The 23,351-nt window shown below is 67.1% G+C and carries 17 protein-coding genes; 4 read left to right on the top strand and 13 right to left on the bottom strand.

All coding sequences use genetic code 11. From position 1 onward, the window contains the following. Nucleotides 1-4: 4 nt before the first annotated feature. Nucleotides 5-901, bottom strand: a complete 897-nt coding sequence (locus SOM28_RS01240; protein ID WP_320466908.1) for a LysR family transcriptional regulator — start codon at nucleotides 899-901, stop codon at nucleotides 5-7. 90 nt (nucleotides 902-991) lie between these two features. Between SOM28_RS01240 and SOM28_RS01245 the strand changes: the two genes are divergently transcribed. After that, a complete protein-coding gene (locus SOM28_RS01245; protein ID WP_320466909.1) occupies nucleotides 992-2,158 on the top strand; it encodes a mandelate racemase/muconate lactonizing enzyme family protein in 1,167 nt (388 codons plus the stop codon). Here the strand turns inward: SOM28_RS01245 and SOM28_RS01250 are convergent. Together SOM28_RS01250 and SOM28_RS01255 are read right to left on the bottom strand one after the other, a co-directional pair. Beyond that, a complete protein-coding gene (locus SOM28_RS01250) occupies nucleotides 2,148-2,612 on the bottom strand; it encodes an RDD family protein (protein WP_320466910.1) in 465 nt (154 codons plus the stop codon). The genes SOM28_RS01245 and SOM28_RS01250 overlap by 11 nt on opposite strands. 90 nt (nucleotides 2,613-2,702) lie before the next feature. Continuing rightward, nucleotides 2,703-3,791 carry a tartrate dehydrogenase gene (locus tag SOM28_RS01255; RefSeq protein ID WP_320466911.1) on the bottom strand — a complete coding sequence of 363 codons (1,089 nt, stop codon included), beginning with the start codon at nucleotides 3,789-3,791 and terminating at the stop codon, nucleotides 2,703-2,705. Nucleotides 3,792-3,887: 96 nt separating this feature from the next. Here SOM28_RS01255 and SOM28_RS01260 point away from each other — a divergent pair, with 96 nt between their 5' ends. The 3 genes from SOM28_RS01260 (at nucleotide 3,888) to SOM28_RS01270 (ending at nucleotide 7,667) form a co-directional block, all read left to right on the top strand. Continuing rightward, nucleotides 3,888-4,796: a LysR substrate-binding domain-containing protein gene (locus tag SOM28_RS01260; protein ID WP_123071213.1), complete on the top strand. Its 909-nt coding sequence runs from the start codon at nucleotides 3,888-3,890 to the stop codon at nucleotides 4,794-4,796. Nucleotides 4,797-5,140: 344 nt separating this feature from the next. Next, entirely contained in the window at nucleotides 5,141-5,791 is a 651-nt protein-coding gene (locus tag SOM28_RS01265) for a YitT family protein (RefSeq protein WP_229415048.1), read from the top strand. A gap of 745 nt (nucleotides 5,792-6,536) precedes the next feature. Further along, entirely contained in the window at nucleotides 6,537-7,667 is a 1,131-nt protein-coding gene (locus tag SOM28_RS01270; protein ID WP_123067705.1) for an amidohydrolase family protein, read from the top strand. On the opposite strand, the gene SOM28_RS01275 is transcribed toward SOM28_RS01270, so the two are convergent. From SOM28_RS01275 to SOM28_RS01320, 10 genes are all read right to left on the bottom strand, one after another. Next, on the bottom strand, nucleotides 7,661-9,043 hold the full coding sequence (locus tag SOM28_RS01275; RefSeq protein ID WP_123067706.1) for a sensor histidine kinase: 1,383 nt from the start codon (nucleotides 9,041-9,043) through the stop codon (nucleotides 7,661-7,663). The two genes, SOM28_RS01270 and SOM28_RS01275, sit on opposite strands and share 7 nt — an antisense overlap. A 10-nt stretch (nucleotides 9,044-9,053) precedes the next feature. Then, nucleotides 9,054-9,734 (bottom strand): winged helix-turn-helix domain-containing protein, encoded by a 681-nt coding sequence (locus tag SOM28_RS01280; RefSeq protein WP_123067707.1) that lies wholly within the window; start codon nucleotides 9,732-9,734, stop codon nucleotides 9,054-9,056. Nucleotides 9,735-9,741: 7 nt separating this feature from the next. Next, entirely contained in the window at nucleotides 9,742-12,921 is a 3,180-nt protein-coding gene (locus SOM28_RS01285; protein ID WP_123067708.1) for an efflux RND transporter permease subunit, read from the bottom strand. Nucleotides 12,922-12,927: 6 nt separating this feature from the next. Continuing rightward, entirely contained in the window at nucleotides 12,928-14,139 is a 1,212-nt protein-coding gene (locus SOM28_RS01290; RefSeq protein WP_320466912.1) for an efflux RND transporter periplasmic adaptor subunit, read from the bottom strand. Between the two features lie 318 nt (nucleotides 14,140-14,457). Further along, nucleotides 14,458-15,297: an alpha/beta fold hydrolase gene (locus tag SOM28_RS01295; RefSeq protein WP_320466913.1), complete on the bottom strand. Its 840-nt coding sequence runs from the start codon at nucleotides 15,295-15,297 to the stop codon at nucleotides 14,458-14,460. 104 nt (nucleotides 15,298-15,401) lie between these two features. Continuing rightward, nucleotides 15,402-17,651, bottom strand: coding sequence for a TonB-dependent receptor domain-containing protein (locus SOM28_RS01300; RefSeq protein WP_320466914.1), 2,250 nt, complete (start codon nucleotides 17,649-17,651; stop codon nucleotides 15,402-15,404). Nucleotides 17,652-17,670: 19 nt separating this feature from the next. Then, nucleotides 17,671-18,399 (bottom strand): ABC transporter ATP-binding protein, encoded by a 729-nt coding sequence (locus SOM28_RS01305; protein WP_320466915.1) that lies wholly within the window; start codon nucleotides 18,397-18,399, stop codon nucleotides 17,671-17,673. Between the two features lie 8 nt (nucleotides 18,400-18,407). Continuing rightward, nucleotides 18,408-19,808: an ABC transporter permease subunit gene (locus SOM28_RS01310; RefSeq protein WP_320466916.1), complete on the bottom strand. Its 1,401-nt coding sequence runs from the start codon at nucleotides 19,806-19,808 to the stop codon at nucleotides 18,408-18,410. After that, complete coding sequence (locus tag SOM28_RS01315; RefSeq protein ID WP_320466917.1) at nucleotides 19,805-21,223, bottom strand: DUF3526 domain-containing protein; 1,419 nt, start codon at nucleotides 21,221-21,223, stop codon at nucleotides 19,805-19,807. Before SOM28_RS01315 ends, SOM28_RS01310 begins: the two co-directional genes overlap by 4 nt. Before the next feature lie 11 nt (nucleotides 21,224-21,234). Further along, a complete protein-coding gene (locus SOM28_RS01320) occupies nucleotides 21,235-23,340 on the bottom strand; it encodes a TonB-dependent siderophore receptor (RefSeq protein WP_320466918.1) in 2,106 nt (701 codons plus the stop codon). Nucleotides 23,341-23,351 lie beyond the last annotated feature (11 nt).

Raw genomic sequence — 23,351 nt, forward strand, 5'->3', positions numbered from 1 at the left:
CAACTCAAGACGGCGCGAACTGCGCGGCCAGGAAATCGATGAAGGCGCGCGCCCGCGCCGATTGCCGGCGTCCGCCCGGATAGACCACGTACAGGTCGGCCGCCGGCTGCACGTACTGCGGCAGCACGATGCGCAGGCGGCCACTGTCGACGTATTTTTTCAAGTCCCATTCCGAGCGCACCAGGATGCCGTGGCCGTCCAGCGCCCAGCCAAGCACGATGTCGCCATCGTTGCTCGATAGCGTGCCCTGCACCTTCACCGAGACATTACGGCCCTCGTGCACCAGGCGCCACACGCCGTGCGCGTCCTCGTTCTGGCGATGGACGATGCAGCGGTGCTGTGCCAGGTCGGCCAGGCTGCCCGGCTCTCCATGCCGTTCGAGGTAGCGCGGCGAGGCGCACAGGAAGCGCCGGTTCGACATGATGCGGCGCGCCACCAGGCGCTGGTCGGGCAGCTCGCCGAAGCGGATCGCCAGGTCGATGCCGTTCGCGACCAGGTCGATCGGGCGGTCGGTGACGTCGAGCTGCACCTCGACCTGCGGATAGCGCTGGGCGAAGCTCGAGACGAGCGGCGCGATCGCGGTGCGCCCGAAGCCCAGCGAGGCGTTCACCTTCAAGAGGCCGCGCGGCACCGAGCGCGTGCTGGACACCGCTTCTTCCATCTCGCGCAGCTCGGCCAGGATCCGGGTCGCGTAGTGCAGATAGGTTTCGCCTTCCGGCGTCAGGCTGCTGGTGCGGGTGGTGCGGTTGACCAGGCGCACGCCCAGGTGTTGTTCCAGCTGCGCCAGGCGCTTGGTGGCGGCGGGCGGGGTCAGGTCCAGCTCGCGCGCGGCGGCCGACAGGTTGCCGTGGCGTGCCAGCAGGACGAAGAATTCGAGGTGGGAGGCGAGGTCGTTTTTCACCGCAGGTTAATAATCTAGTGAATCCGGCTCAATCATAACCGCCTTTGAAGCGAATAATCTGGTGGCTCGTTCAATGCGAAGGAATACCAGATGAGAATCGTCGAAATCCGCGAAAAGACCGTCCCGATCAGCTCCCCGATCCGCAACGCCTATATCGATTTCAGCAAGATGACGCTGAGCGTGGTCGCCGTGGTGACCGATGTCGTGCGCGACGGGCAACCGGTGATCGGCTACGGCTTCAATTCCAACGGCCGCTACGGCCAGGGCACCCTGATGCGCGAGCGCTTCATCCCGCGCATCCTCGAGGCCGACCCGGCGTCGCTGGTCGACGCCAGCGGTGACAACCTGGATCCGCACAAGGTGTGGCAGGCGATGTTCACCAACGAGAAGCCGGGCGGCCATGGTGAGCGCTCGGTGGCCATCGGCACCATCGACATGGCGGTATGGGACGCGACCGCGAAAATCGCCGGCAAGCCGCTGTTCCAGCTGCTGGCCGAGCGTTACGGCAACGGCGAGCCGGATCGCAAGGTGTTCGTCTACGCGGCCGGCGGCTATTATTATCCGGGCCAGGACCACGGCAAGCTGAAGGACGAGATGCGCAGCTACCTGGATCGCGGCTACACGGTAGTCAAGAAGAAGATCGGCGGCGCCTCGCTCGACGAAGACCTGCGCCGCATCGATTCGATCCTGAGCGTGCTGGGGGATGGCCAGAAGCTGGCGGTGGACGCCAACGGCCGCTTCGACCTGGACACCGCGATCCGCTACGCCAAGGCGCTGTCGCAGTACGATCTGTTCTGGTACGAGGAAGCGGGCGATCCGCTCGACTACGAGCTGCAGGCCACCCTGCGCAACTACTACGACAAGCCGATGGCCACCGGCGAGAACCTGTTCTCGATGCAGGACGCGCGCAACCTGGTCCGCCACGGCGGCATGCGTCCCGACCGCGACTGGCTGCAGTTCGACTGCGCGCTGAGCTACGGGCTGGTGGAATACCTGCGCACGCTCGACATGCTGCGCCAGCATGGCTGGTCGGCCAGCCGCTGCATTCCGCACGGCGGGCATCAGATGTCGTTGAATATCGCGGCCGGGCTGGGGCTGGGCGGCAACGAGTCCTATCCCGACCTGTTCCAGCCGTATGGCGGCTTCCCTGACGGCGTGAAGGTCGAGAATGGCTACATCACGATGCCGGACTTGCCGGGGGTCGGCTTCGAGGGCAAGGCCGACCTGATTGCCGAGATGCGGCGGCTTACCGCTTGATCGGCGGCGTCGTGCGCCTGCGCCGCTTGACCACGACCGTGCCGGCCATCTTGTCGTGCCAGCCCTGCTTGCGCGCATCGATGCCGACCCAGATCAGGCCGAGCCCCAGCGGGATGCTGGAGACGAAGTAGCCGATGTAGCGCACCAGGAACTGGCGCGCACTCGGCCTGGCGCCGGTGCGGGCGTCGACGATGACGGCGTCGATGGCCATCTTGCCCGGCGTGGTCGAACGCGCGAGCCAGAACAGCATGATGACGATGGCGGGCAGCACCCAGCCGATGAACAGGTCGGCCAGGCCGCCGTCGAAGGACGGATCGTGCCAGTAGGCCGGCCCGTACAGGTACCAGAGCAGCGGCCCCGTGAGCATCATCATCAGGATGGTGTCGAGGAGGGCGGCGCCTACCCGGAGCCAGAAGCCGACGTATTCCGGTTCGCTTGCGTCATGCGGCGCCATGCTGTCCTTTCGTGGGATGTCAGTGGTGCAGTGGACAGTAGCACCGGCTCGGCCGGCATGCAAGCAGGCCGGGCGCAGGTCAGACGCAGGTCAGTCGTCCTTGTCCAGGTAGCGCGCGACCGCCTGGCCCACCTCGGTGGTATTGGCCTCGCCGCCCATGTCCGGCGTGCGCGGGCCCTCGACCAGGCAGCGTTCGATCGCGGCCAGCATGGCGTCATGGGCGGCGGTGTAGTTGGCGTCGCCCTGGCCCAGGAACTCGAGCATCATCGCGCCGGACCAGATCATCGCGATCGGGTTGGCGATGTTCTTGCCGTAGATGTCGGGCGCCGAGCCGTGCACCGGTTCGAACAGGGAGGGGAAGGTCCGTTCCGGATTCAGGTTGGCCGACGGCGCGATGCCGATGGTGCCGGTGCAGGCCGGGCCGAGGTCCGAGAGGATGTCGCCGAACAGGTTCGAGGCCACCACCACGTCGAAGCGCTCGGGCGAGATCACGAAGCGCGCGCACAGGATGTCGATGTGGTACTTGTCCCATTTGACGTCGCCATACTGCTGGCCGATGGCAGCCACGCGTTCGTCCCAGTAGGGCATCGAGATCGAGATGCCGTTCGACTTGGTGGCGGCGGTCAGGTGTTTCTTCGGGCGGCGCTGGGCCAGATCGAAGGCGTACTTGAGAATGCGGTCGGTGCCGTGGCGGGTAAAGACCGATTCCTGCAGCACGAATTCGCGGTCGGTGCCTTCGAACATCTTGCCGCCGACCGAGGAGTATTCGCCTTCGGTGTTTTCGCGCACCACGTAGAAATCGATGTCGCCCGGCTTCTTGTTGGCCAGCGGGCATGGCACGCCGGGCATCAGGCGCACCGGGCGCAGGTTGACGTACTGGTCGAACTCGCGCCGGAATTTAAGCAGCGAACCCCACAGCGAGATGTGGTCGGGCACCGTGTCGGGCCAGCCGACGGCGCCGAAATAGATGGCTTCGAAGCCGTCGAGCTGCTGGCGCCAGTCGTCCGGCATCATCTTGCCGTGCTGGGCGTAGTAGTCGCAGTCGGCCCAGGCGAAGGTGGTGAATTCGAGGCGGATGCCGAAGCGGCGGGCGGTCACTTCGAGGGCGCGCAGTCCCTCGGGCATGACTTCCTTGCCGATGCCATCGCCGGCGATGACTGCGATCTTGTGGGTGTTCATGTGGCGTGCTCCTGGGTGCTGGTTTTAGTGTTCCCAGCATAATCCGAAACACGGTGTTTATAATATGGCTTTCCGTGGCGGCAAGAAACACGAATTGTGAATAATCTGCTTGAGAATGCCGACTTGCGCGTGTTTGTGACCGTCGTGCGCAAGGGCTCGTTCGCCCAGGCCGCCGCGGAACTGGGCATGTCGGCGGCTTATGTGAGCAAGCGCATCGGCGTGCTGGAGGAGGCGCTGGGCGTGCGGCTGTTCCAGCGCACCACGCGCCGCATCGTCATCACCGAGGAGGGGGAACAGGCCTTCGGGCGGGCCCAGGCCATCCTGGACAGCCTGGACGACCTGGTCGACGAGGTATCGGAGCGGCGCCGCGAGCCCAGTGGCCGGGTGCGCATCTGCAGCAGCTTCGGCTTCGGGCGCAATGTGGTGGCGCCGGCCATCGCCAAGCTGGTGCGCGCTTATCCGGCGCTGCAGATCCGGTTCGAGGTGTTCGACCGCCTGGTCGATCCGGTGGCCGAAGGTTTCGATCTCGACGTGCGCATCGGCGACGAGATCGCGCCGCAGCTGATCGCGCGCCGCCTGATGGCGAACCACCGCATCCTGTGCGCGGCGCCGGATTACCTCGCACGGCATGGGACGCCGCGCTCATTGCCGGAGCTGTCCGGCCACCAGTGCCTGGTGATCAAGGAGCGCGACCACCCGTTCGGCGTGTGGCGGCTGCGCGCGCGCGGAGGCGAAGAGACGGTGAAGGTCTCCGGCGCGCTGTCCACCAACCATGGCGAGATCGCGCTGCGCTGGGCGCTCGACGGCGCCGGCATCATCCTGCGCTCGCGCTGGCATGCCCAGCCCCATCTCGATGCCGGGCGGCTGGTGCAGGTGCTGCCCGACTTCAGCCAGGAAGCCAATGTCTGGGCTGTGTACCCGCAGCGGCTGGGCAATTCGGCCAAGGTGCGGGTGTGCGTGGAGTTCCTGGAGCGCGAGCTGGCGGCGGGGCGGGCACCGGAATAGGGCATTTTGGCTGGACGACTCGCACCGAAACAGGGTTGCGCGCACCGGAATGGTGCTCCGCACAAGTGTCTTGGTTCAGGTGTTTCTCATCTACTACGCCACGATGCGCGGCGTATCGACATTGCGCCGCAACATGAGCGATAATAGCGCCCCGAAGCACACCATACCCCGTGCGTTTCGCGCATTTGCGCCTACCCGGCGCGCCGGCATCCCTGTTACCTCTATATCTCAAGGAACATGAACTTCAGCTCTACGCTCGTCGCTACCCCCTGCACGGCCACCCGGCGGACCCTGTCCGTTCGCGTGGCGATCGCCACCATCGTCGTCGATGCGGCGGTGCGCGGATGAGCCAGTCTGCCATGTTCCCCGGATCGGCGTCTTCGTCGCAGCGCGCAGTCGTGGTCAAGCCGCATTCGCCACTTGATGATGTCTACGGCATTGCCGTCGGCGTGCTGTTCGTCGTGATCGGCATCGTGCTGCTGCAGGCGGCCCAGCTGATCACCGGCGGCGTGGCCGGCATCGCGCTGCTGACGTCGTATGTGAGCGGGCTGTCGGTCGGCACCTTGTTCATGATGATCAACGTGCCGTTCTTCCTGTTCGGCTACCTGTTCATGGGCCCGCTTTTCACCTTGAAGTCGCTGGCTGGCAGCGCGTTGATCATGGGCCTGCTCAAGATCATGCCTTTCGTGCTGGTGATCGACCACATCCACCCCGCGGTGGCGGCGCTGGGCGGCGGCACCTTCTGCGGCATGGGCATCCTGGCCATGGCGCGCCACGGCGCCGGCGTCGGCGGCACCGGCATCGTCACCCTGTGGCTGCAAAAAAAGTACGGCATCAACGCCGGCCGCACCCAGGTCATGATCGACAGCGTCATCCTGCTGCTCGCCCTCGGCCTGGTAGCCCCGCACCTGGTCGGCTGGTCGGCACTGAGCGCCGTGGCCATGAGCAGCATGGTCATGGTCTGGCACCGCTCCGGCCGCTACTTCGGCAGCTAAATCCCAATTAGGGTCAGAGTCGAATTATTGAGCAATTTCCCCGCTTGATCGGCAGCTACACCCGATGAACAGCTGCCTGCAATCAGGCAGCGAAATAATGAGGGTCAGAGTTGAATTGTTTGCCAATTGATTTTCGCAAATTGGCAAACAATTCGACACTGACCCTCTTTGTTTTATGCTCGTGCGAGCGCTATCATCGGTAAGAGTAGTTCTCGGCTCTAACTGGTTCTCAATCGCCAACAAAAATGGCGCCAAATCTGGCGCAAAGAATTAGGGTCAGAGTCGATTTATTGAACAATTTCTTGGATTGTCGATAAGCTCGACGCTAATGCCCAGGTCGATCAGAGATATTACCTAACAATTAGGGTCGGAGTCGAATTATTGGCCAATTGATTTACTGAAGTTGTCAAACAATTTTACTCTGACCCTAATTGTGGATTGGGCTTGGGGCGGTAAGCGCGCGCGGCTCGGCGGGGGTGGGTTGTAGAATTGGTGGCAATTTTATTGTTTGGAAATTGCCATGCCGCGTCTATTGCATTGTGTTGTGTTCGGGCTGTTGTTTGCGTCGTGTCAGGCGGTTTTTGGGCAGCCGAGTGGCTTGCTGATTCAGAACGCGTATGTCGTTAGTCTTGATCCGCAGTTGGGCGAGCGACGCGATGCGGATGTGCTGGTAAGGGATGGGAGGATTGTTGCGGTTGGGCGCGGGATCGAGGCGGCGGGGGCGGAGCGGATCGATGCGCGTGGGATGATCTTGCTGCCGGGGCTGGTCGATACGCATAACCATCTGTGGCTCAGTGCGGCGCGCGGGCAGTTTCGGAATACGCCTGACACTGATTATTTTGCGCTCAAGAAGCGGCTGGGGCGACATTACACGCCGGACGATGTTCGTATTGGCACCTATTTCGGCGCGGTCGAGACCCTGGCGTCGGGCGTTACGACTACCGTCGATTTCTTTCATAACCTGCGCAGTCCGGCGCATCTCGAGGCGGCTGAACAGGCGCTGCTGCAGAGCGGTATTCGCGCGCGGTTGCTGGCGGGCGCGCATGACGATCTTGGTGCGGCCGAGAGCGTCGACCTCGAGCTGCTCGCGGCCGCGGCGGCGCGGGCGCGGCCGGGGCGGGTTACGCTGGGGCTGGGCTGGCGCGGTGTGGGGGAGGGCAAGGCCGACGTGGCCGCGACCGGCCGCCGCGAGATCGCGGCGGCGCGCAAGCTCGGCTTGCCGGTGTCGGTGCATTCCGGGGGAAAGCGCAATGGCGCGCTGGCCGCCAGCGGCCTGTTAGGCGCGGATGTGCAGATCGTGCACGCTACCGGCGCTACGCCGGCCGAGCTGGCGGCGTTTCGAAAGGCCGGCAGTGCGCTGTCGCTGACGCCGGTCACCGAGCAACGGGTCGGCTATGGCCTGACCGTGCTGGATGACTACGCGGCCGTCGGGCGCATCGGCCTGGGCATCGACGGCACGGCGCTGGCCGGCAGCGCCGACCTGTTCGCCAATATGCGCCTGCTCGCGCTCACCGCATCCGGCGCCGGGAAAAAGGAAACGGCGGTCGCGCCGCGCCGCATCCTCGAACTGGCCACGATCGAGGCGGCGCGCTCGATCGGCATGGACGACCAGATCGGCTCGATCACGCCCGGCAAGCGCGCCGACCTGATCCTGCTCGATCCCGGCGCCCTGAACATGGCCCTGACCCAGGACAGCGACCCCTATGCCCTGATCGTGTATTCGGCCACGCCGGCCAACGTCGATACGGTGATCGTCGATGGCGTCGTGCGCAAGCGAGACGGGCGCCTGCTCGGTGTCGACGTTCCCCGCGTGATGAAAGAGGCGCGCGCCTCGATCGACGCCATCCTCGAACGCGCAGGGGTGAAACCTCAATAGGTTTGCGCCGCCGGATTCGCGTGCAGCAGCAGCGTGGCGCGCAGGCCCGGATGGTTGTCTTCCAGCGTCAGGCTGCCGCCATGCAGGCGCGCTACCGCCGAGACCACGCTCAGGCCCAAGCCCACGCCCGGCGTGCCGCGGCTGGCGTCGACCCGGTAGAAGCGCTCGATCACGCGCGTGCGCTCGTGTTCCGGAATGCCCGGGCCGTTGTCGGCCACCACCACCGCCACCCGGTCGGCGTCGAGGCGGCGCGCGGTGATCGCGATCGCGCCGCGCACCGGCGCATATTTCAGGGCGTTGTCGGCCATATTGCCCAGGGCCTGGGCCAGCAGCACCGGGTCGCCCACCACCCGCAAATCCTCGGGTGCGTCGAAGCCCAGGTCGATGTCCTTCAGTTCGGCCACCGGGCCGTAGAATTCGGTGACTTCGGCGCCCAGCGCGGCCAGGTCGACCTCGATGAAACCGCCGCGCCGGCTGCCGCTGTCGATCTCGGCCAGGCGCAGCAGCGCGTTGAAGATGCCCATCACGCGATCGACGTCGTCGATGGCGGCGTCGATCTCGGCGAAGGTTTCCTCGCTCGGCGGACGCGCCACCGACAGCTCCTCGAGCCGCGCGCGCAGCTCCGACAGCGGCGTGCGCAGGTCGTGCGCGATCGCGTTCGACACGTCCTGCACCCCCGTCACCAGATGCTCGATCTGGTCCAGCATGCGGTTTACGGTGCGGGTCAGTTGCTGCAGTTCGTCGCCGTCGCGCGGCTCCACCAGGCGGTGCGACAGCTTGCCCTCGATGATCGAGGCCGTGGTCTGGCTGATGCGCTGCACCCGCCCAAGCAGCGCGCGGCGGATCAACACGCCGCCCAGCGCGGCGCCCACCAGCACCGCCAGCGCGCAACCCAGCAGGCCATAGGCGAACAGGCGCTCGAGCTGCTGGAAGCGATCCAGGTTGCTGGCCACCAGCAGCATATAGCCGTCCTCCAGCGTCACCCGCACCAGCTCCACATTGCGCGGCTTGTCGTCGACCCGGATCGTCACCTGGCACAGGCCGTCGCGCTCGGGCACGCCCTCGGGCCATTCCGGCAGATTGCCGGCCAGCTTGGCGCCGTCGGGCGCCACGAACAGCATGATCTTGCGCACGCCATCGTTGACGCCATGGACCTGGCTGTCGATCGCCGCCGCCAGCGCCGGCGGCCCCTGGCGCTCGAACAGATTGCGCAGGTGCTGGGCGTCCGACTTGAGCAGCTGGGTGCGCACCTCGCCGATGTTCTTGTGCCAGGCGAACCACAGCGGCGCGGCGAACATCGCCAGCACCAGCAGGGTGACGACGGCGTAGCCGATCGCGATGGTGCGGGCGGAAAAGCTGGGCAGGCGCAGGTTCAAGACAGATGCCTCAGGGCTGGTCGGTCAGCATATAGCCGGCATTGCGCACGGTGCGCAGCAGCGGGGTCGCAAAACCCGCGTCGATCTTCTGGCGCAGCTTGCTGATGTGGACGTCGATGACGTTGGTCTGCGGGTCGAAGTGGTAATCCCACACGTTCTCGAGCAGCATGGTGCGCGTCACCACCTGGTTCGCGTGGCGCAGCAGATAGGTCAGCAGCTTGAATTCGCGCGGCTGCAGCGCCACCGGCTTGCCGGCGCGCGTGACGCGGTGCGACAGCATGTCGACCGACAGATCGCCCAGGCTCATCACGGTTTCCACCGCCTGGCTCTGCGAGCGGCGCAGCAGGGCGTCGAGCCGCGCCAGCAGCTCGCCGAAGGCGAACGGCTTGGTCAGGTAGTCGTCGCCGCCGGACCGCAGGCCGCGGATGCGGTCGTCCACGCCGTCCAGCGCGGAGAGGATCAGGATCGGCACCCGGTTGCCCTGCTGGCGCAGCGCTTCGATGATGCCCAGGCCGTCGATCCCGCCCGGCAGCATGCGGTCCATGACGATCGCGTCGTAAGGCTCGCTGACGGCATGGTACATGCCGTCGCGGCCATTGTCGGCGTGGTCGACCGTATGGCCTGCCTCGGTCAGCCCCTTCTTGACGAAGCGGGCCACGCGTTCATTGTCTTCGACGAGTAACAGTTTCACGGCAGTCTCATTGGGAAGCCGGCATTGTATCCGGTGTTTCGGCCTTGGGCGCGTGGGCCACCGGTGGTGGCGGCGGCGTATGGACCACCGGCGGCTTCGAACGGCCCGCGACCAGTACATAGAACAGCGGGATCAGGAAGGTCGCCAGGAAGGTCGCCGTCAGCATCCCGCCGATCACGCCGATGCCCAGCGCGTTCTGGCTGCCCGAACCGGCGCCGCTCGAAATCGCCAGCGGCGTCACGCCGAGGATGAAGGCCATCGAGGTCATGATGATCGGACGTAGACGCACCTTGGAGGCTTCCAGCGCCGCCTCCACCAGGTCCATGCCCTGCATCTGCAGCTCGCGCGCGAATTCGACGATCAGGATCGCGTTCTTGGCCGACAGGCCGATGGTGGTCAGCAGGCCCACCTGGAAGAACACGTCGTTTTCCATGCCGAAGGCGGTGGCCGCGCCCAGCGCACCGAGCACGCCGATCGGCACCACCATGATCACCGAGATCGGGATCGCCCAGCTTTCGTACAGCGCCGCCAGGCACAGGAAGACGACCAGGATCGACAGCGCGTACAGCAGCGGCGCCTGGGCGCCTGCCTGCGATTCCTGCAGCGAGATGCCGGTCCACTCATAGCCGATGCCCTGCGGGAGCTGCCCCACCAGCTCGGTCATGATGGCCATCGCTTCCCCGGTGCTGTAGCCTGGCGCCGGCTGGCCCTGGATCTCGGCCGACTCGATGCCGTTGTAGCGCGCCATCGCCGGCGAGCCCCAGGTCCAGCGCGCGGTGGCAAAGGACGAGAAGGGAACCATGGTGCCGTCGTCATTCCTTGCGTACAGGTGGCGCAGGTCGTCCGGGTTCATGCGGAACTGGGCGTCGGCCTGGATGTAGACACGCTTGATGCGGTTGTCGGTATCCAGGAAGTTGTTGATGTAGCGCGAGCCCCAGGCGGTCGAGAATGTCTGGTCGACCTGGGTCAGGTCGACGCCCAGCGCCGCCGCCTTCTCGCGGTCGATGTCGATCTTGTAGGTGGCGTTGTCGGCTTGCCCCGAGAAGCGCACGCGTTGCAGTCGCTGGTCCTTGGCAGCCAGTTCGAGCAGCCGGTCGCGCGCCTGGCCCAGGGCCTCGTGGCCCAGGCCGCCGCGGTCCTGCAGCTGCAGGTTGAAGCCGGTGGCCGAGCCCAGGCCGCGGATCGACGGCGGTTCGACGGTATTGATCACCGCGCCCTGGTAGTTGGCGTAGCGCGCGGTGATGCGGCTGGCCAGGCTTGAGACGCCCAGCTCGTCGCCCTTGCGCTCGTCCCATGGCCGCAGGCGCACGAACAGGCGGCCCTGGTTCTGGCCGCGCTGCGGCTGCGACGCGCCATTGGTCATGAAGGTTGCTTCGACCACCGCCTTTTCTTCGTTCAGAAGGTACTTGCTGATCTCTTCCAGCACGTGTCCGGTGATTTCCTGGCTGCTGCCGGCCGGGGTCTGCACCTGGACGAACATGAAGCCCTGGTCTTCCTTGGGCAGGAAGCCGCCCGGCAGGCGCAGGAACAGGGCGATCACGATCCCGACCATGACCAGGTACACGACCATCCACAGGGCGCGCCGTTTCAGGATGCGCGACACGCCGCCCAGGTAGCGGTCGCGCGTGTTGTCGAACGAACGGTTGAACCAGCCGAAGAAACCCTTCTTTTCATGGTGGTTGGGGTCGACCGGCTTGAGCATGGTCGCGCACAGGGCCGGCGTGAGCGTCAGCGCGATGAAGGCCGACAGCAGCATCGAGGCCACTACCGTCAGCGAGAATTCACGGTAGATCGCGCCCACCGTGCCGCTCGAGAAGGCCACCGGCACGAACACCGCCGACAGCACCAGGGCCACGCCGATCAGCGCGCTGGTGATCTGGCCCATGGCCTTGACGGTCGCTTCCTTCGGCGGCAAGCCATCCTCGTGCATCACCCGCTCGACGTTCTCGACCACCACGATGGCGTCGTCGACCAGCAGGCCGATCGACAGCACCAGGCCGAACATCGACAGCGTATTGACGGTGAAGCCCAGCGCCGCCATGATGCCGAAGGTCCCCAGCAGCACCACCGGCACCGTGATCGACGGGATCAGGGTGGCGCGGAAGTTTTGCAGGAACAGGTACATGACCAGGAACACCAGCACGATGCCCTCGATCAGGGTGTGCACCACGCCGCTGATCGATTCCTCGATGAAGGGCGTGACGTCGTTCGGGTAGACCGTGCGCAAGCCGGGCGGGAAGAACTGGCCCAGGTCTTCGAGGCGCGCGCGCACCCGTTCCGCGGTCTCGAGGGCATTGGCGTTCGGCGCCAGCTGGATGCCCAGGCCCGACGCCGACTTGCCGTTCAGGCGCACGTCGACGTTGTAGTTCTCGGGGCCGAGCGCGACCCGCGCCACGTCGCCGATGCGCACCGACGAGCCGTCCCGCTGCACCTTGAGCAGGATGCGCTTGAACTCGTCGGGCGTGCGCAGCATGGTGGCCTGGTTGATGGTGGCGGTCAGGGTCTGGCCGGGGACGGCCGGCAGGCCGCCCAGCGCACCGCCGGCGATCTGCACGTTCTGGGCGCGGATGGCGTCGGCCACGTCAAGCGGGGTCAATTGGTAGCTGGTCAGCTTGACTGGGTCGATCCAGACCCGCATCGCGTACTGGGTGCCGAACAGGTTCATGCTGCCCACGCCCGGGATGCGGCTGAGCGGATCCTGGATGTTCGAGGCCACGTAGTTGGCGATGTCGAACTTGGTCATGCTGTCGTCGTCCGAGACGAAGGCCGCGACCATCAGGAAGTCCGAGGTCGACTTGGTCACCTGCAGGCCGGATTGCTGCACCTCGCTCGGCAGGCGCGGCACCGCGGTCTGCAGCTTGTTCTGTACCTGCACCTGGGCGATGTCGGGATCGGTGCCGGCGGCGAAGGTCAGGGTGGTGGTCGAGCGGCCGGTGTCGTCGCTGGTCGACTGCATGTAGAGCAGGTTGTCGATCGCCGTCATCTGCTGCTCGATCACCTGCACCACGGTGTTCTGCATGGTGTCGGCCGAGGCGCCGGGGAAGGTGGCCTGGATCTGCACCGACGGCGGCGACACCGGCGGATACTGCTCGACCGGCATCTTGAACAGGGCGATCCCGCCGACCAGCATGATCAGCAGGGAAATCACGATCGCGAAGATCGGACGCTGGATAAAGAACTTTGGCATCGTCGCTTATCCCCGCTGCGCCTGGGCCTGCGCCGGCTCGGCCTGGGCGGGTGCTGCCGGCGCCTGGCTGGCGGGCGCCGACGGCGCGCCGATCCGGACCACGGTGCCCGGACGCAGCTTCTGGGTGCCGCTGACGATCACACGTTCGCCTTCCTTCAGGCCCTCGTCGATCAGCCAGTAACCGTCGACCAGGGCGCCGGTGCGCACGCTGCGCAGCTGGGCCTTGTTCTCGCGGTCGACGACCATGACGGTCGCGGTGCCCTGCGGAGTGCGCGAGACGGCCGGCGCCGGCACCCGCATCACGGCCTGGCGCACGCCCTGGCTGACGCTGGCGCGCACGAACATGCCGGGCAGTAGCAGCTTGTCGGGATTCGGGAAGCGTGCGCGCAGGGTGACCGCGCCGGTGGCCTGGTCGACCGTCACGCCGGAAAACTCGAGCGTGCCGTGGCGGGCATAGGTGCTGCCGTCTTCCAGCGTCAGGCTGACCTTGGCGGCATTCGCGCCATCCATGCGCACCCGGCCGGCGGCGATCTCGCGGCGCAGGGCCAGGCCGTCGACGCTCGACTGCTGCAGGTCGACGTACATCGGGTCGATCTGCTGGACGGTGGTCATCAGGGTCGCGGCGCTGCCCTGGACATAGGCGCCCTGCGTCACCGCCGACACGCTGCTGCGGCCGGTGATCGGCGCGCTCACGCTGGTGTAGCCGAGGTTGATGCGGGCGGTGTCGACGGCGGCCTTGGCGGCGGCGACGTCGGCCGCGGCTTCCAGCTGGGCCGCCTCGGCGTTCTCGAATTCCTGCTTGCTGACCGCGTTCTCCTTCACCAGCACCTGGTTGCGCTTGAGCTGGGAGGCGTTGCTGGCCAGCGTAGCCTGGGCCCGCTGCAGCTCGGCCTCGGCGCTGGCCAGCGCGGCGCGGTAGGGCGCCGGGTCGATCAGGTACAGCGGATCGCCCGCCTTCACGTCGGCCCCTTCCTTGAACCGGCGCTCCTGCACGATGCCGTCGACCCGGGCCCGGACCTCGGCCAGCAGGTAGGGCGCGGTGCGACCCGGCAGGGCGATGTTCAGCGCCACGTTGGTCGTGTTCATCGTCAGGACGGCCACCTCCGGAACGGTGGGCGCGACGGGTTTCGGGTCTTTGGCGCAGGCGGACAGCAGCAGCGCCGCAAGGACGGCGGCGCCAAGGGCCGGCTGGCGGCGCAAGGAAGTGGTCGAAGGCATGTAGTCGGATCCGGAATGCAAGGTTGAGAGCGGTATTTTCCCTACCTTTGATCATGCCCGTCGCCGGCTTAAGCGGGGGTGTGCGAATTATTAATTTTCGTTAATGTTGTCCTTTGGCTGTGCCAGAATGGTCCATGGATGAGCGATAGGTGTTGTTGTGGCTGTGGATATGGACGAGTGATAGATTTTCTTGTTTTGCCGCTAACGGATGAGCGATAGCCTTTCACTGCAGCGTGAAAAATGCAGTGCGACTCTCCCGGCGGATGCCGGGAGGGGGAGTATGCCCGCGCGAACGGCGCAAGCCGGGGAGTATCCGGACTAGTGGCCGACGGTTTCTCCGCGCGCGAACGCCAGCAGGTCGGCGTTCACCCTGTCCTTGTGCGTGTCCGTCAAGCCATGCGGCGCGCCGGCATAGGCAATGAAGGTGGCATGCGGCACCAGGCGCGCCGAGGCCCGGCCGCCGACGTCGATCGGCACCACCTGGTCGTCGTCGCCGTGGATGATCAGCGTCGGCTTGTCGAATTTCCTGAGGTCATCCCGAAAATCAGTTTCGAAAAACGCCGCGATCGAGTCGTAGGTATTCTTGTGCCCGCCTAACATTCCTTGCAGGAACCACGACTGGATCAGCCCCGGCGACGGCGTTGCGCCCGGCCGGTTGAATCCATAGAAGGGGCCGGACGGAATATCGAGGTAGAGCTGGGCCCGGTTCTCGATCTGGCCGGCGCGGATGCCGTCGAACACCTCGCGCGGCACGCCGTCCGGATTATCGGGGCGCTGCACCATCAGCGGCGGCACGGCGCCGATCAGGGCCAGCCGGGCGATGCGGCCGGTGCCATGGCGCCCCACGTAGCGTGCCACCTCGCCGCCGCCGGTCGAGAAACCGACCAGGCAAACGTCATCGAGATCGAGCAACTCCAGGAGCTGTGCCAGGTCGTCGGCGTAATGGTCCATATCGTTGCCATCCCACGGCTGGCTGGAGCGCATATGCCCGCGCCGGTCGTGGGCGATGGTGCGGAAACCGTTGTGCGACAGGTGCAGCATCTGCGCTTCCCAGCTGTCGGCGCCCAGCGGCCAGCCGTGGCAGAACACGACCGGCCGGCCGCGGCCCCAGTCCTTGTAATAGATATCGACGCCGTCGCGGGTGGTGAAATAAGCCATCGTGTTTCCTTTCGACGTGGTGGAGGTGGCCCGGCATGGATCAGATGCCGGGCTTCGTCGATTGTTCCGGATCGGCGGCAAGGCGTTGCCGTCCGGATCAAGGATCAGAACTGATTGCGCAGTCCGAACACGATATTGCGTCCGCGCAGCGGCGACTGGGCTTTTACGAAGGACGCGTGGCTATAGGCCAACTCGTCCGTCAAGTTCGTGCCGCTAAGGTAGAGCTCGGTCCAGCGGCCGGGGCCGTGGGGGAAGCGGTACGCCAGGGTGGCGTTGAGCATATTGTAGCCATCGGTGCGCGTCTCCAGCGGCGCCAGCCGGTCCTGGGTGAACTGGCGGTAGACCTCGAATCCCGCCGACAGTGGGCCCCAGTCGCCCTGGTAGCGGGCGCCCAGCCGTGCCGGCGGGATGCGCGGCAGATAACCCTTTTCATCGCCGAGCTCGGCATGCACATAGTCGCCGAAGACGGTCATGCGCGAGGCCGGCGTGAGGCGGTAGCTGGCCTGGCCGTCGATGCCCTTGAAACGCGCCTTGCCGGCCGTATAGATCAGGAAATGGTGGGCGAGGCCGTTCCGGGTCTCGGTTTCCAGCGCGTGGGCGTACACATACTCGTCGACGTCCTGGTGGAATAGCCCGACTTCGAACTCGAACGGCCCGCCGGCCTTGCGCAAGGTGATGTTCAGCGTGTCCGATTTCTCCAGGACGTCGCCACGGAAAATGCCGGCTTCCTCGAGAATCGGATCGATGAACTCCCAGTCGGCCAGCAATCCCAGTTCATAGCTATTGGTGGCGAGATTGTTGCCGAAGGCGAATAGCTCGCGCATATTTGGCGCCCGCTCGGTGCGCGCCAGCGCCAGGGCGGCCGAGTAGCCGCCGCCGAGATTCCAGGTCGCGCCGATCGACGCGGAGAGCGGACGATGCTTGCGGTCGGGGTTTCTGCTGACATGGCCCTCGCGCATGCTTGCTTCGAGCACCTGGCGCCAGTTCGGGCCGTCCATCTGCTCATAGGAGGGAATATATTCCTCCGGCACCCGGATGAAAAACTCGCCGGGAATCGGCACGCTGACCGTGCGCCAGTCTTTGCGTACGGCGAGCTCGACGTCGACGGCGCCGAACGCGCGCCGTTCACTGAGGAAAAGCCCGGAGTTCTCGGTCACGTAGCGCGTCTGCCCTTCGAACCCGTAGAAATTGGTCGAGGGCACGTGTAGGTCGATCAGATTCAACCCACCGAAGGTGCCGTCCGTATATTGCAGGCCCAGGGTGCCGGTGAATCCGAACAAGGGTTTGTGGGTGAGTTCGAGGCGGCCATCCTTGACCTTGTTGGTATAGCGGCTGTACAGAATGGGGCCATCGATCTCGTCGTGCTGGTAGTCGGTGTGGGAGGCGCGGAACTTGAGGCCGGAAAAGCCGGGCAGGGGATCGACATAGTCGGCCCGGACATCCACGCGATCGCTGCGCAAGTCGATCCAGGCCGTGTCCGAGTCGGGATTGTCCAGCGGATTCTGATAACTCCCATGCCCCACGCAATGCAGGTCGACCCGCACTGGATTGAAGTAGCCATGCAGGTGGCACACGCCATTCGCATGGCTGTGTCCCGGCAGGCCGTATTCGTTGCGTACGCGCGTATAGGCCGCGCCAATATAGCCCTTCTTCGTGATCCACGACCCGCCCACGCTATAGCTCTCGCTGTCGGCGAAGGAGTCGCGCAGCCTGTCGGCGCCGAACGCGGACGGCACCTCGTACTCTCCGGAATTGCGTTTGGCGCCTTCGGCATGCACGGCGAAGTTGCCGCTGCCGCCGGTGACGCGGCCGACCACGGTTTTCTCATTGTCGCCGGTGCCGTAGCGTACTTCGGTGGCGCCGGTGATGCCGCCCTCGGGGACCAGCTTGGGTACCTTGCTGTCGATCAGGTTGATCGCGCCGCCGGTCGCGTTGCCGCCGTAGCGCACGGCCGCCGGTCCGCGCTGGACCTCGATGGCGTCCAGCAGCAGCGGATCGGTGGCGATGCCGTGGTCGGGCGAGACCGACGACACGTCGAACAGCGTGGCGCCATCGCTCAGCACTTCGATGCGCGGCAGGGTCTGGCCGCGGATCACCGGCCTGGCGGCGCCGGCGCCGAAATTGTCGAGGTGGACGCCGGGCAGGCCGGCCAGCGTTTCGCCCAGGGTGCCCATGCGGCGCCGGACGAGTTCCTGGCCCGACAGCGTCTGTACCGGTGTGACGGTCAATGGGGCGGCGTCGTCGCGGCGGGCGGTGACGACGACGGTGCTGTCGGGCTCAGGGTCGCGCTCGGCGGCCAGCGGCAGGGAAGGCGCCAGGGCAAGGCAGGCGCCCAGGATGGGAAGACGTTTCATGGTTATCCTTTCAGGGTGATCAAACGGTTGCTGCGGCCGAGGCGGCGAGCGCCATCTCTTCCAGATACAGTTGCTCGAGTTCCAGCGCCGAGACCTCGTTCGCGCGCAAGGTGCGCAGCAGGCGTCCGTCGCGCATCAGGCCGATCGTGGTCGCCACTTCGCGCGCGCGGAACAGGTCGTGGGTGGCCATCAGCACCGCCGCGCCGGCGTCGCGCTGGCGCAGCAACAGGCGGTGGAATTCGGCGCTCGCCTGTGGGTCGAGGCCAGAGGTCGGCTCGTCCAGCAGCAGGCCGCGCGCCTGGCGCGCGATGGCAAGCGCGATCGCGACCTTCTGGCGCATGCCTTTCGAATAGCCGGCGGCGCGGCGCTCGACGGCGGCGGCCGGCACCCCGGCCTGTTCCAGCCAGCCGCGCAGACGCGCCGGGGTACGGTCAGGCACACCGGCCAGGCCGGCGAAGTAATCCAGGTTTTCCAGGCCGGTGAGTTCCCCGTACAGCGCCACCTGCTCCGGCAGGTAGAGCAGGCGGCGGCGCGCGGCCAGGGGATCCTTTTGAACGTCGATGCCGTCGACCAGGGCCAGGCCGGAGGTCGGCGCCAGGAAACCCAGCAGCAGCTTGATGGTGGTGGTCTTGCCGGCGCCGTTGGCGCCGAGCATGCAGAAGATCTCGCCGGGCGCGATGTGCAGGTCGAGGTTGTCGAGGGCGCGCTGGGCCCCGAAGGATTTGGACAGCGCTTGTGCGTGCAGCATGGTGGACCTCATTCGGTGAAGGTGGCGTGGCGGCGCAGCCGGCGGCCGGCCGCCAGCAGCAGGGCGGCGATGCCGAGGACGATGACGGCGGCGTCGAACAGCAGGGCGCCCAGGCGCTCGGCGGGCGACGCCTCGCGCAGCTGGAAGCGGGGCAAGCCGCGGTCGTAGTCGGCGACGGTGAGCAGGCGGTCCTGGTCCAGGTGGCGCTGGACGATCTGGCGCACCTCGAGCAGGAAGCCATGGGTCTGGTCCTGGAAGCGCAGGGCGCGCCCGGCGTCGCTCCCGGCCAGCCGTTCCAGCGCGTCCTGCAGCGCGATCGCGGGCGAGACCACGCGCAGGCCGTCGAGCCAGGCCAGGCGCTGCGCCTGCTGCGCGCGGTAGGGCTGGAGCGCCTCCCGGATCAGCCGTTCGCCGCGCTCGACTTCGAGCGCGCGGCGGCGCAGGCTGTCGGGGATGTTGGGCGCTGGCACGCGATCGGGAACGACGGCAGAGCGTAGTTCGGCGCGCGCCTGCATCGCCTTGGCGCGCAGCGCGTTCGCGCGCTCCGCCTCGCTGACCGGTGGCGCGGCCAGGTCGGCCACGCCGAGGGCCAGCGCCGGCAACAGCACGACCAGGCCCAGCCAGGCGGCCAGGCAGCCCAGCGCCGCCTGGGCGGCATTGCGGGCGACCAGGTTGACGAGCAGGGCAAGCACCAGCCAGAACTGCGCGTACAGCAGGACCAGACCGCCGGCCTGCAGCAGCGCCGCCGGCCCTGCCTCGCTCGCGAACGCGAGGGTCGCCATCACGATCACCGCCAGCGGCAGCGCCAGCAGCAGCGCACGCGCCGCCGTCTTCGCCGCCAGCAGATGCGCCGGCGCGATCGGTTGCGACAGCAGCCACGGCGCCATCCCGCGCTCGCGTTCAAACGCGAACAGGTCGAAGCTCCCGGCCAGTACCAGCAGGGGCAGCAGCCAGACGATCGCGAAGGCCAGGTCGAACCGGCCGGCCGCCAGCACCGCCGGGTTTTCCATCCCGGCCGTGTGGCGGTCGAAGATCGTGTTGCTGGCGCTAAACGGGAAAATGGTCGCCGCCATCGGGTAACCCTCGGCCTGGCCGACCGTCAACAGCGCCAGTTCGCCCGGCGGGAGGGTTGCGCGCAGCGACATCGCGGTGGCGTACAGCGCGCCGCCGTAGCGCGACTTGTTGTCCGGCGTGACCTGTTCGGCGAGCTGGGTGCGGCGCATGGCGTGCGTCGCCCGCTCGTCCTCGAGGATGAGCGCGAGCGTGGCCTGGCGCCCCTCGACCCAGGCCGCGCCGTTCCAGGCGGCGCAGGCGCACAGCACGCCGAACAGGAGCCACAGCGGCAGCAGCCAGCGTCCGCGCAGCAGGCGCCGTCCTTCCATGCGGATGATGGTCAAGGTCGCATTCATGCCGCGCCCTCCAGCCGGCGCGCGGCCAGGCGCATCAGCAGCAACGCGCCGCCCACCCAGGCCGCCAGCGCGGCAAACGGTACGATCGTGCGCGGCAGCAGCTCGCCCAGGGCCAGCGGCTGCGGCGCGAACGCGATACCGCGCGTGATCGCCGCCACGTCGCTGGCGTATTCGCGCATCTGCGGCTTGCGGTTGAGCTTGATGTCACGGTTGAGCGCCTGCACCGTCTCGTAACGGTAGCGCTCGGCCTGGGCCAGGAAGTGGCGGTGCGCTTCCATATCGGTGCGCGCCAGGCTGGACGACAGCGGGCGCAGGGCCAGCAGCGGCGAGAACGCGCTGCCGGCCAGCGCCAGGCGCGCCTGGGCCGCGTAACCGTCGTACAGCCGGTCGACGTGGCGATTGTAGATGTCGGCGGTCGCCTTCTCGCCATGCTCGAACAGCAGGCCGGCGTAGTTGATCGGCAGCTCGTCGATGTGCTTGACGCCGTAGCGGGCCAGCGTGGCTTTTTCGAACTCGGCGAAGCGCACGTCGCGCGGGCTGTGGCCGTCCGGGCCCTTCATCACCTCGTCGGTCACGGCGGCCTCGAAGGCTTCGGCGCTCGGCGTCGGATGGCGCGCTTCGGCCAGCATGGGCGCCAGCATCGGCGCCAGCACCGCCGTCACGATCCAGAACGCCAGGGCGCCGAACAGCGCGCCGCGGCTGCTGGCGCTCCAGGCCGAGATGGCCAGCGTAACGCCGAGGATGGCGGTCCAGTACAGGCCATGGGCGGCCAGCATCAGGCCAAGGGCCGCGAAGTGGGCGGCGCTCCAGGCCGGGACGGTAGCCAGCGCCGCCAGCACGCCCACCAGCGCCAGGAGCAGCAGCAGGACGGCCGCGCAGGCGGCGAAGCGGCCCAGCATCAGCTGCCAGGGAGTGGCGCCGGCGCCGATTTCCTGCCAGGCCAGCTGGCGCGGGCGCTCGCCGGAAAAGACGCCGAAGGCGGCGAACACGATCGTCAACGGCACCAGCACCTGCAGGGCGAAGGCGGGGCTGAAGCCGCCAAAACGGCTCAGGGCCGCGCCGCCGTCGGTGGCCCTGAAGCGGCTGGCGTTCTGGACGTGGCCCTCGAGCTTGAGGGTGGAACCCAAGTGGGTTGTGACGCCAGGATCGAGCACCGCCAGCGGCGCCGCCGGCTTGTAGACGAAGCGCCCGAAGTGGGCCGCCCCATGCGGGTTGGCCTCGCCCTGGGCCTCCCATACTGCTTCCTCGGCCAGGGTGTCGTGGATGCGCGCGGTCTCCAGGCGCCGGGAGTCGAGCGCCGCGTCGAACAGGGCGAGCGCGCTCAGGGCCAGCACCAGCAGGCCGAGCAGGCGCAGACGGCGCTCGCGCGCCAGCGACATCCACTGCTGGCGCACGATCAGCCGGAGGGGTGACATGGCGGTCGCCATCAGTAGCTCCCGCGCACGCTCAGCAACACGCTGCGCGGATCGCCATAGATGTTGTAGGTGTTCAGACCGCCCACGCGCGCCCAGTAAGTACGGTCGAACACGTTGTTGACGGCGAGCGTGACGGCCAGGCGGCGGTCCAGCGCATAGCCCATCTGGGCGTTGGCGACCGCGTAGCCGCCCTGTTCGCGCAGGCCCGGTTCGCCGGTGCCCAGCAGCGCGCTGCTGGCGGTCATGCCGCCGCCGAGGAACAGGCCGCGCATCCAGGCCGGCTGCCAGCGCGCATACAGTTTCAGGCTGTGCTTGGGTTCGAAGGTCGACCATTCGGCGCCTTCCAGGGTCGGATGGGCGCCGTATTCCGTGCGCAGGAAAGTGTAGCCGGCGCTCAGGTTCAGCTCCGGCAAGGGCCGGCCGCCGATCTCGAACTCGACACCGCGCACCTTGACGTCGCCGGCGGGCACGTAGACGTCGACGACGTCGGTGGCCAGCGCGCGGTTGCGGTCGCGCGCATTGAACACGGCGGCCGAGGCGTTCAGGCGGCCGTCCAGGAACACGCCTTTGGCCCCGATCTCCACCTGGCTACCCACGCGCGGCTCGAGCGTGCGGCGCTGGGCGTCCATCTGCGATTGCGGGAAGAAGATGTCGGCGTAGGAGACGTAGGCATTGACGTCCGGCGCGACATGCCACAGCAGGGCCGCCGACGGCGTCACCTCGCCGCGTTCACGGGTGGTGGCGACGAATGCCGTCTCCGGTGTCGGCGCGATATTGCGGGTCTCGTTGCGGTAGTTGGAGCTGCGCGCACCCAGCGCCAGGGTGAATGGGTCGGCCAGCGACAGGCGTGCCTGGGCGTAGGCGCCGCTCTGGGTGACGCGGTTGGCGTTGCCGCGGGTGAAGTCGCCATCCGGTTCCGGCACGCTGTCGGGATCGAAGACGTCGACGTTCGGCACCGCGGCATAGGTGACCGCCTGGTTGTCGGCCACGCGCCGGTCGAAGTTGTAGCCCACCGTCAGGCTGTGGCGGCGGCCGAACAGCGAGAACGGACCGCTGGCGAACAGGTCGGCGGCCTCGCGCTCGAAGTCCAGTCCGGCCATGCGGCGCGCGTAGGTGGCGGTACCGGTGGCGCGGTTCACGCCCGTGCTCGGGTAGCCGTCCTTGTAGAACTTGTCGACGTTGCGGCGCACGGCGCGCGCCCGCACTTCCCAGCCCGCCGCCAGCTTGTGGGCCAGTTCGAGTTCGGCCTGGCTGGTGGCCCACGCCATGCGGTTCCAGGACGGATACACATGGGTCTCGCGCGGCGCCTCGAAGAAGGCGCCGTCGCTCCATGCCGGCAAGCCCATGGTGGTCGAGTCGAGGTCGTCGACCTGGCGTGTGAAGGCGAACGACAGGGTGGTGCCGCGCGCCACGTCGGCGTCCAGCGCCAGGTAGCCCAGCCATTTGCGGTCGTGGGTGACGTCGTGGAAGTAGTCGCGGTCGTGGAAGGTCGCGACCGCGCGCCCGCGCAGCGTGCCGGCGGCGTTGAGCGGCCCGCCGGCGTCGAGTTCGACCCGGCGGTTGTCGTAGGAGCCTAGGCTGACGGCGCCCGAGAACATGGGTTCGCGGCTGCCGCGCTTGCGCACGAAGTTGATCACGCCGCCCGGCTGGCCGGCGCCGGCGGTCACCCCCGACGGTCCGCGCAGCACCTCGATCCGTTCGTAGACCGCCAGTTCGAATTCCTGCTGGCCGCTGCCGGCCTGGCTGGCGGGAATGCCGTCATAGCTTAGCTCCATGGCGTAGCCGCGCGCGCGGAAGTCGGGATTGGCGCCATCGAACGGCATCACGCTCACGCCCGGCGCCTGCTGCATCAGGTCGCCCAGGGTGAACAGGTTCTGGTCGCGGATCCGTTCGGCGCTGAACACGGTCGCCGATTGCGGGATGTCGATCAGGCGCTGCTGGGTCTTGCCGCCGACCGTGGCGTGCGACGGCGCATACGGTTCTTCCAGGCTGGCGTTGACCACGACCTGCGGCAAGTCCTGCGCGGAGGCATAGCCTGCGAGGACGGCGCCGAGGCACAGGCCCATGAGCGTGCGGCGCGGCGCGGGGCGGGATGCGGTATCGAAAGGCTTCTTCATTTTTCTTTCCT

The sequence above is a fragment of the Massilia sp. CFBP9026 genome, assembly GCF_034045165.1.
In the GTDB taxonomy this organism is placed as follows: domain Bacteria; phylum Pseudomonadota; class Gammaproteobacteria; order Burkholderiales; family Burkholderiaceae_D; genus Telluria; species Telluria arenae.

Coding starts and splice junctions, on each gene's coding strand:
- SOM28_RS01270 (WP_123067705.1), top strand. CDS start 6,537: ATGATCTTGCTGCCGGGGCTGGTCGATACGCATAACCATCTGTGGCTC.
- SOM28_RS01265 (WP_229415048.1), top strand. CDS start 5,141: ATGAGCCAGTCTGCCATGTTCCCCGGATCGGCGTCTTCGTCGCAGCGC.
- SOM28_RS01250 (WP_320466910.1), bottom strand. CDS start 2,612: ATGGCGCCGCATGACGCAAGCGAACCGGAATACGTCGGCTTCTGGCTC.
- SOM28_RS01245 (WP_320466909.1), top strand. CDS start 992: ATGAGAATCGTCGAAATCCGCGAAAAGACCGTCCCGATCAGCTCCCCG.
- SOM28_RS01255 (WP_320466911.1), bottom strand. CDS start 3,791: ATGAACACCCACAAGATCGCAGTCATCGCCGGCGATGGCATCGGCAAG.
- SOM28_RS01290 (WP_320466912.1), bottom strand. CDS start 14,139: ATGCCTTCGACCACTTCCTTGCGCCGCCAGCCGGCCCTTGGCGCCGCC.
- SOM28_RS01295 (WP_320466913.1), bottom strand. CDS start 15,297: ATGGCTTATTTCACCACCCGCGACGGCGTCGATATCTATTACAAGGAC.
- SOM28_RS01320 (WP_320466918.1), bottom strand. CDS start 23,340: ATGAAGAAGCCTTTCGATACCGCATCCCGCCCCGCGCCGCGCCGCACG.
- SOM28_RS01315 (WP_320466917.1), bottom strand. CDS start 21,223: ATGTCACCCCTCCGGCTGATCGTGCGCCAGCAGTGGATGTCGCTGGCG.
- SOM28_RS01285 (WP_123067708.1), bottom strand. CDS start 12,921: ATGCCAAAGTTCTTTATCCAGCGTCCGATCTTCGCGATCGTGATTTCC.
- SOM28_RS01310 (WP_320466916.1), bottom strand. CDS start 19,808: ATGAATGCGACCTTGACCATCATCCGCATGGAAGGACGGCGCCTGCTG.
- SOM28_RS01300 (WP_320466914.1), bottom strand. CDS start 17,651: ATGAAACGTCTTCCCATCCTGGGCGCCTGCCTTGCCCTGGCGCCTTCC.
- SOM28_RS01305 (WP_320466915.1), bottom strand. CDS start 18,399: ATGCTGCACGCACAAGCGCTGTCCAAATCCTTCGGGGCCCAGCGCGCC.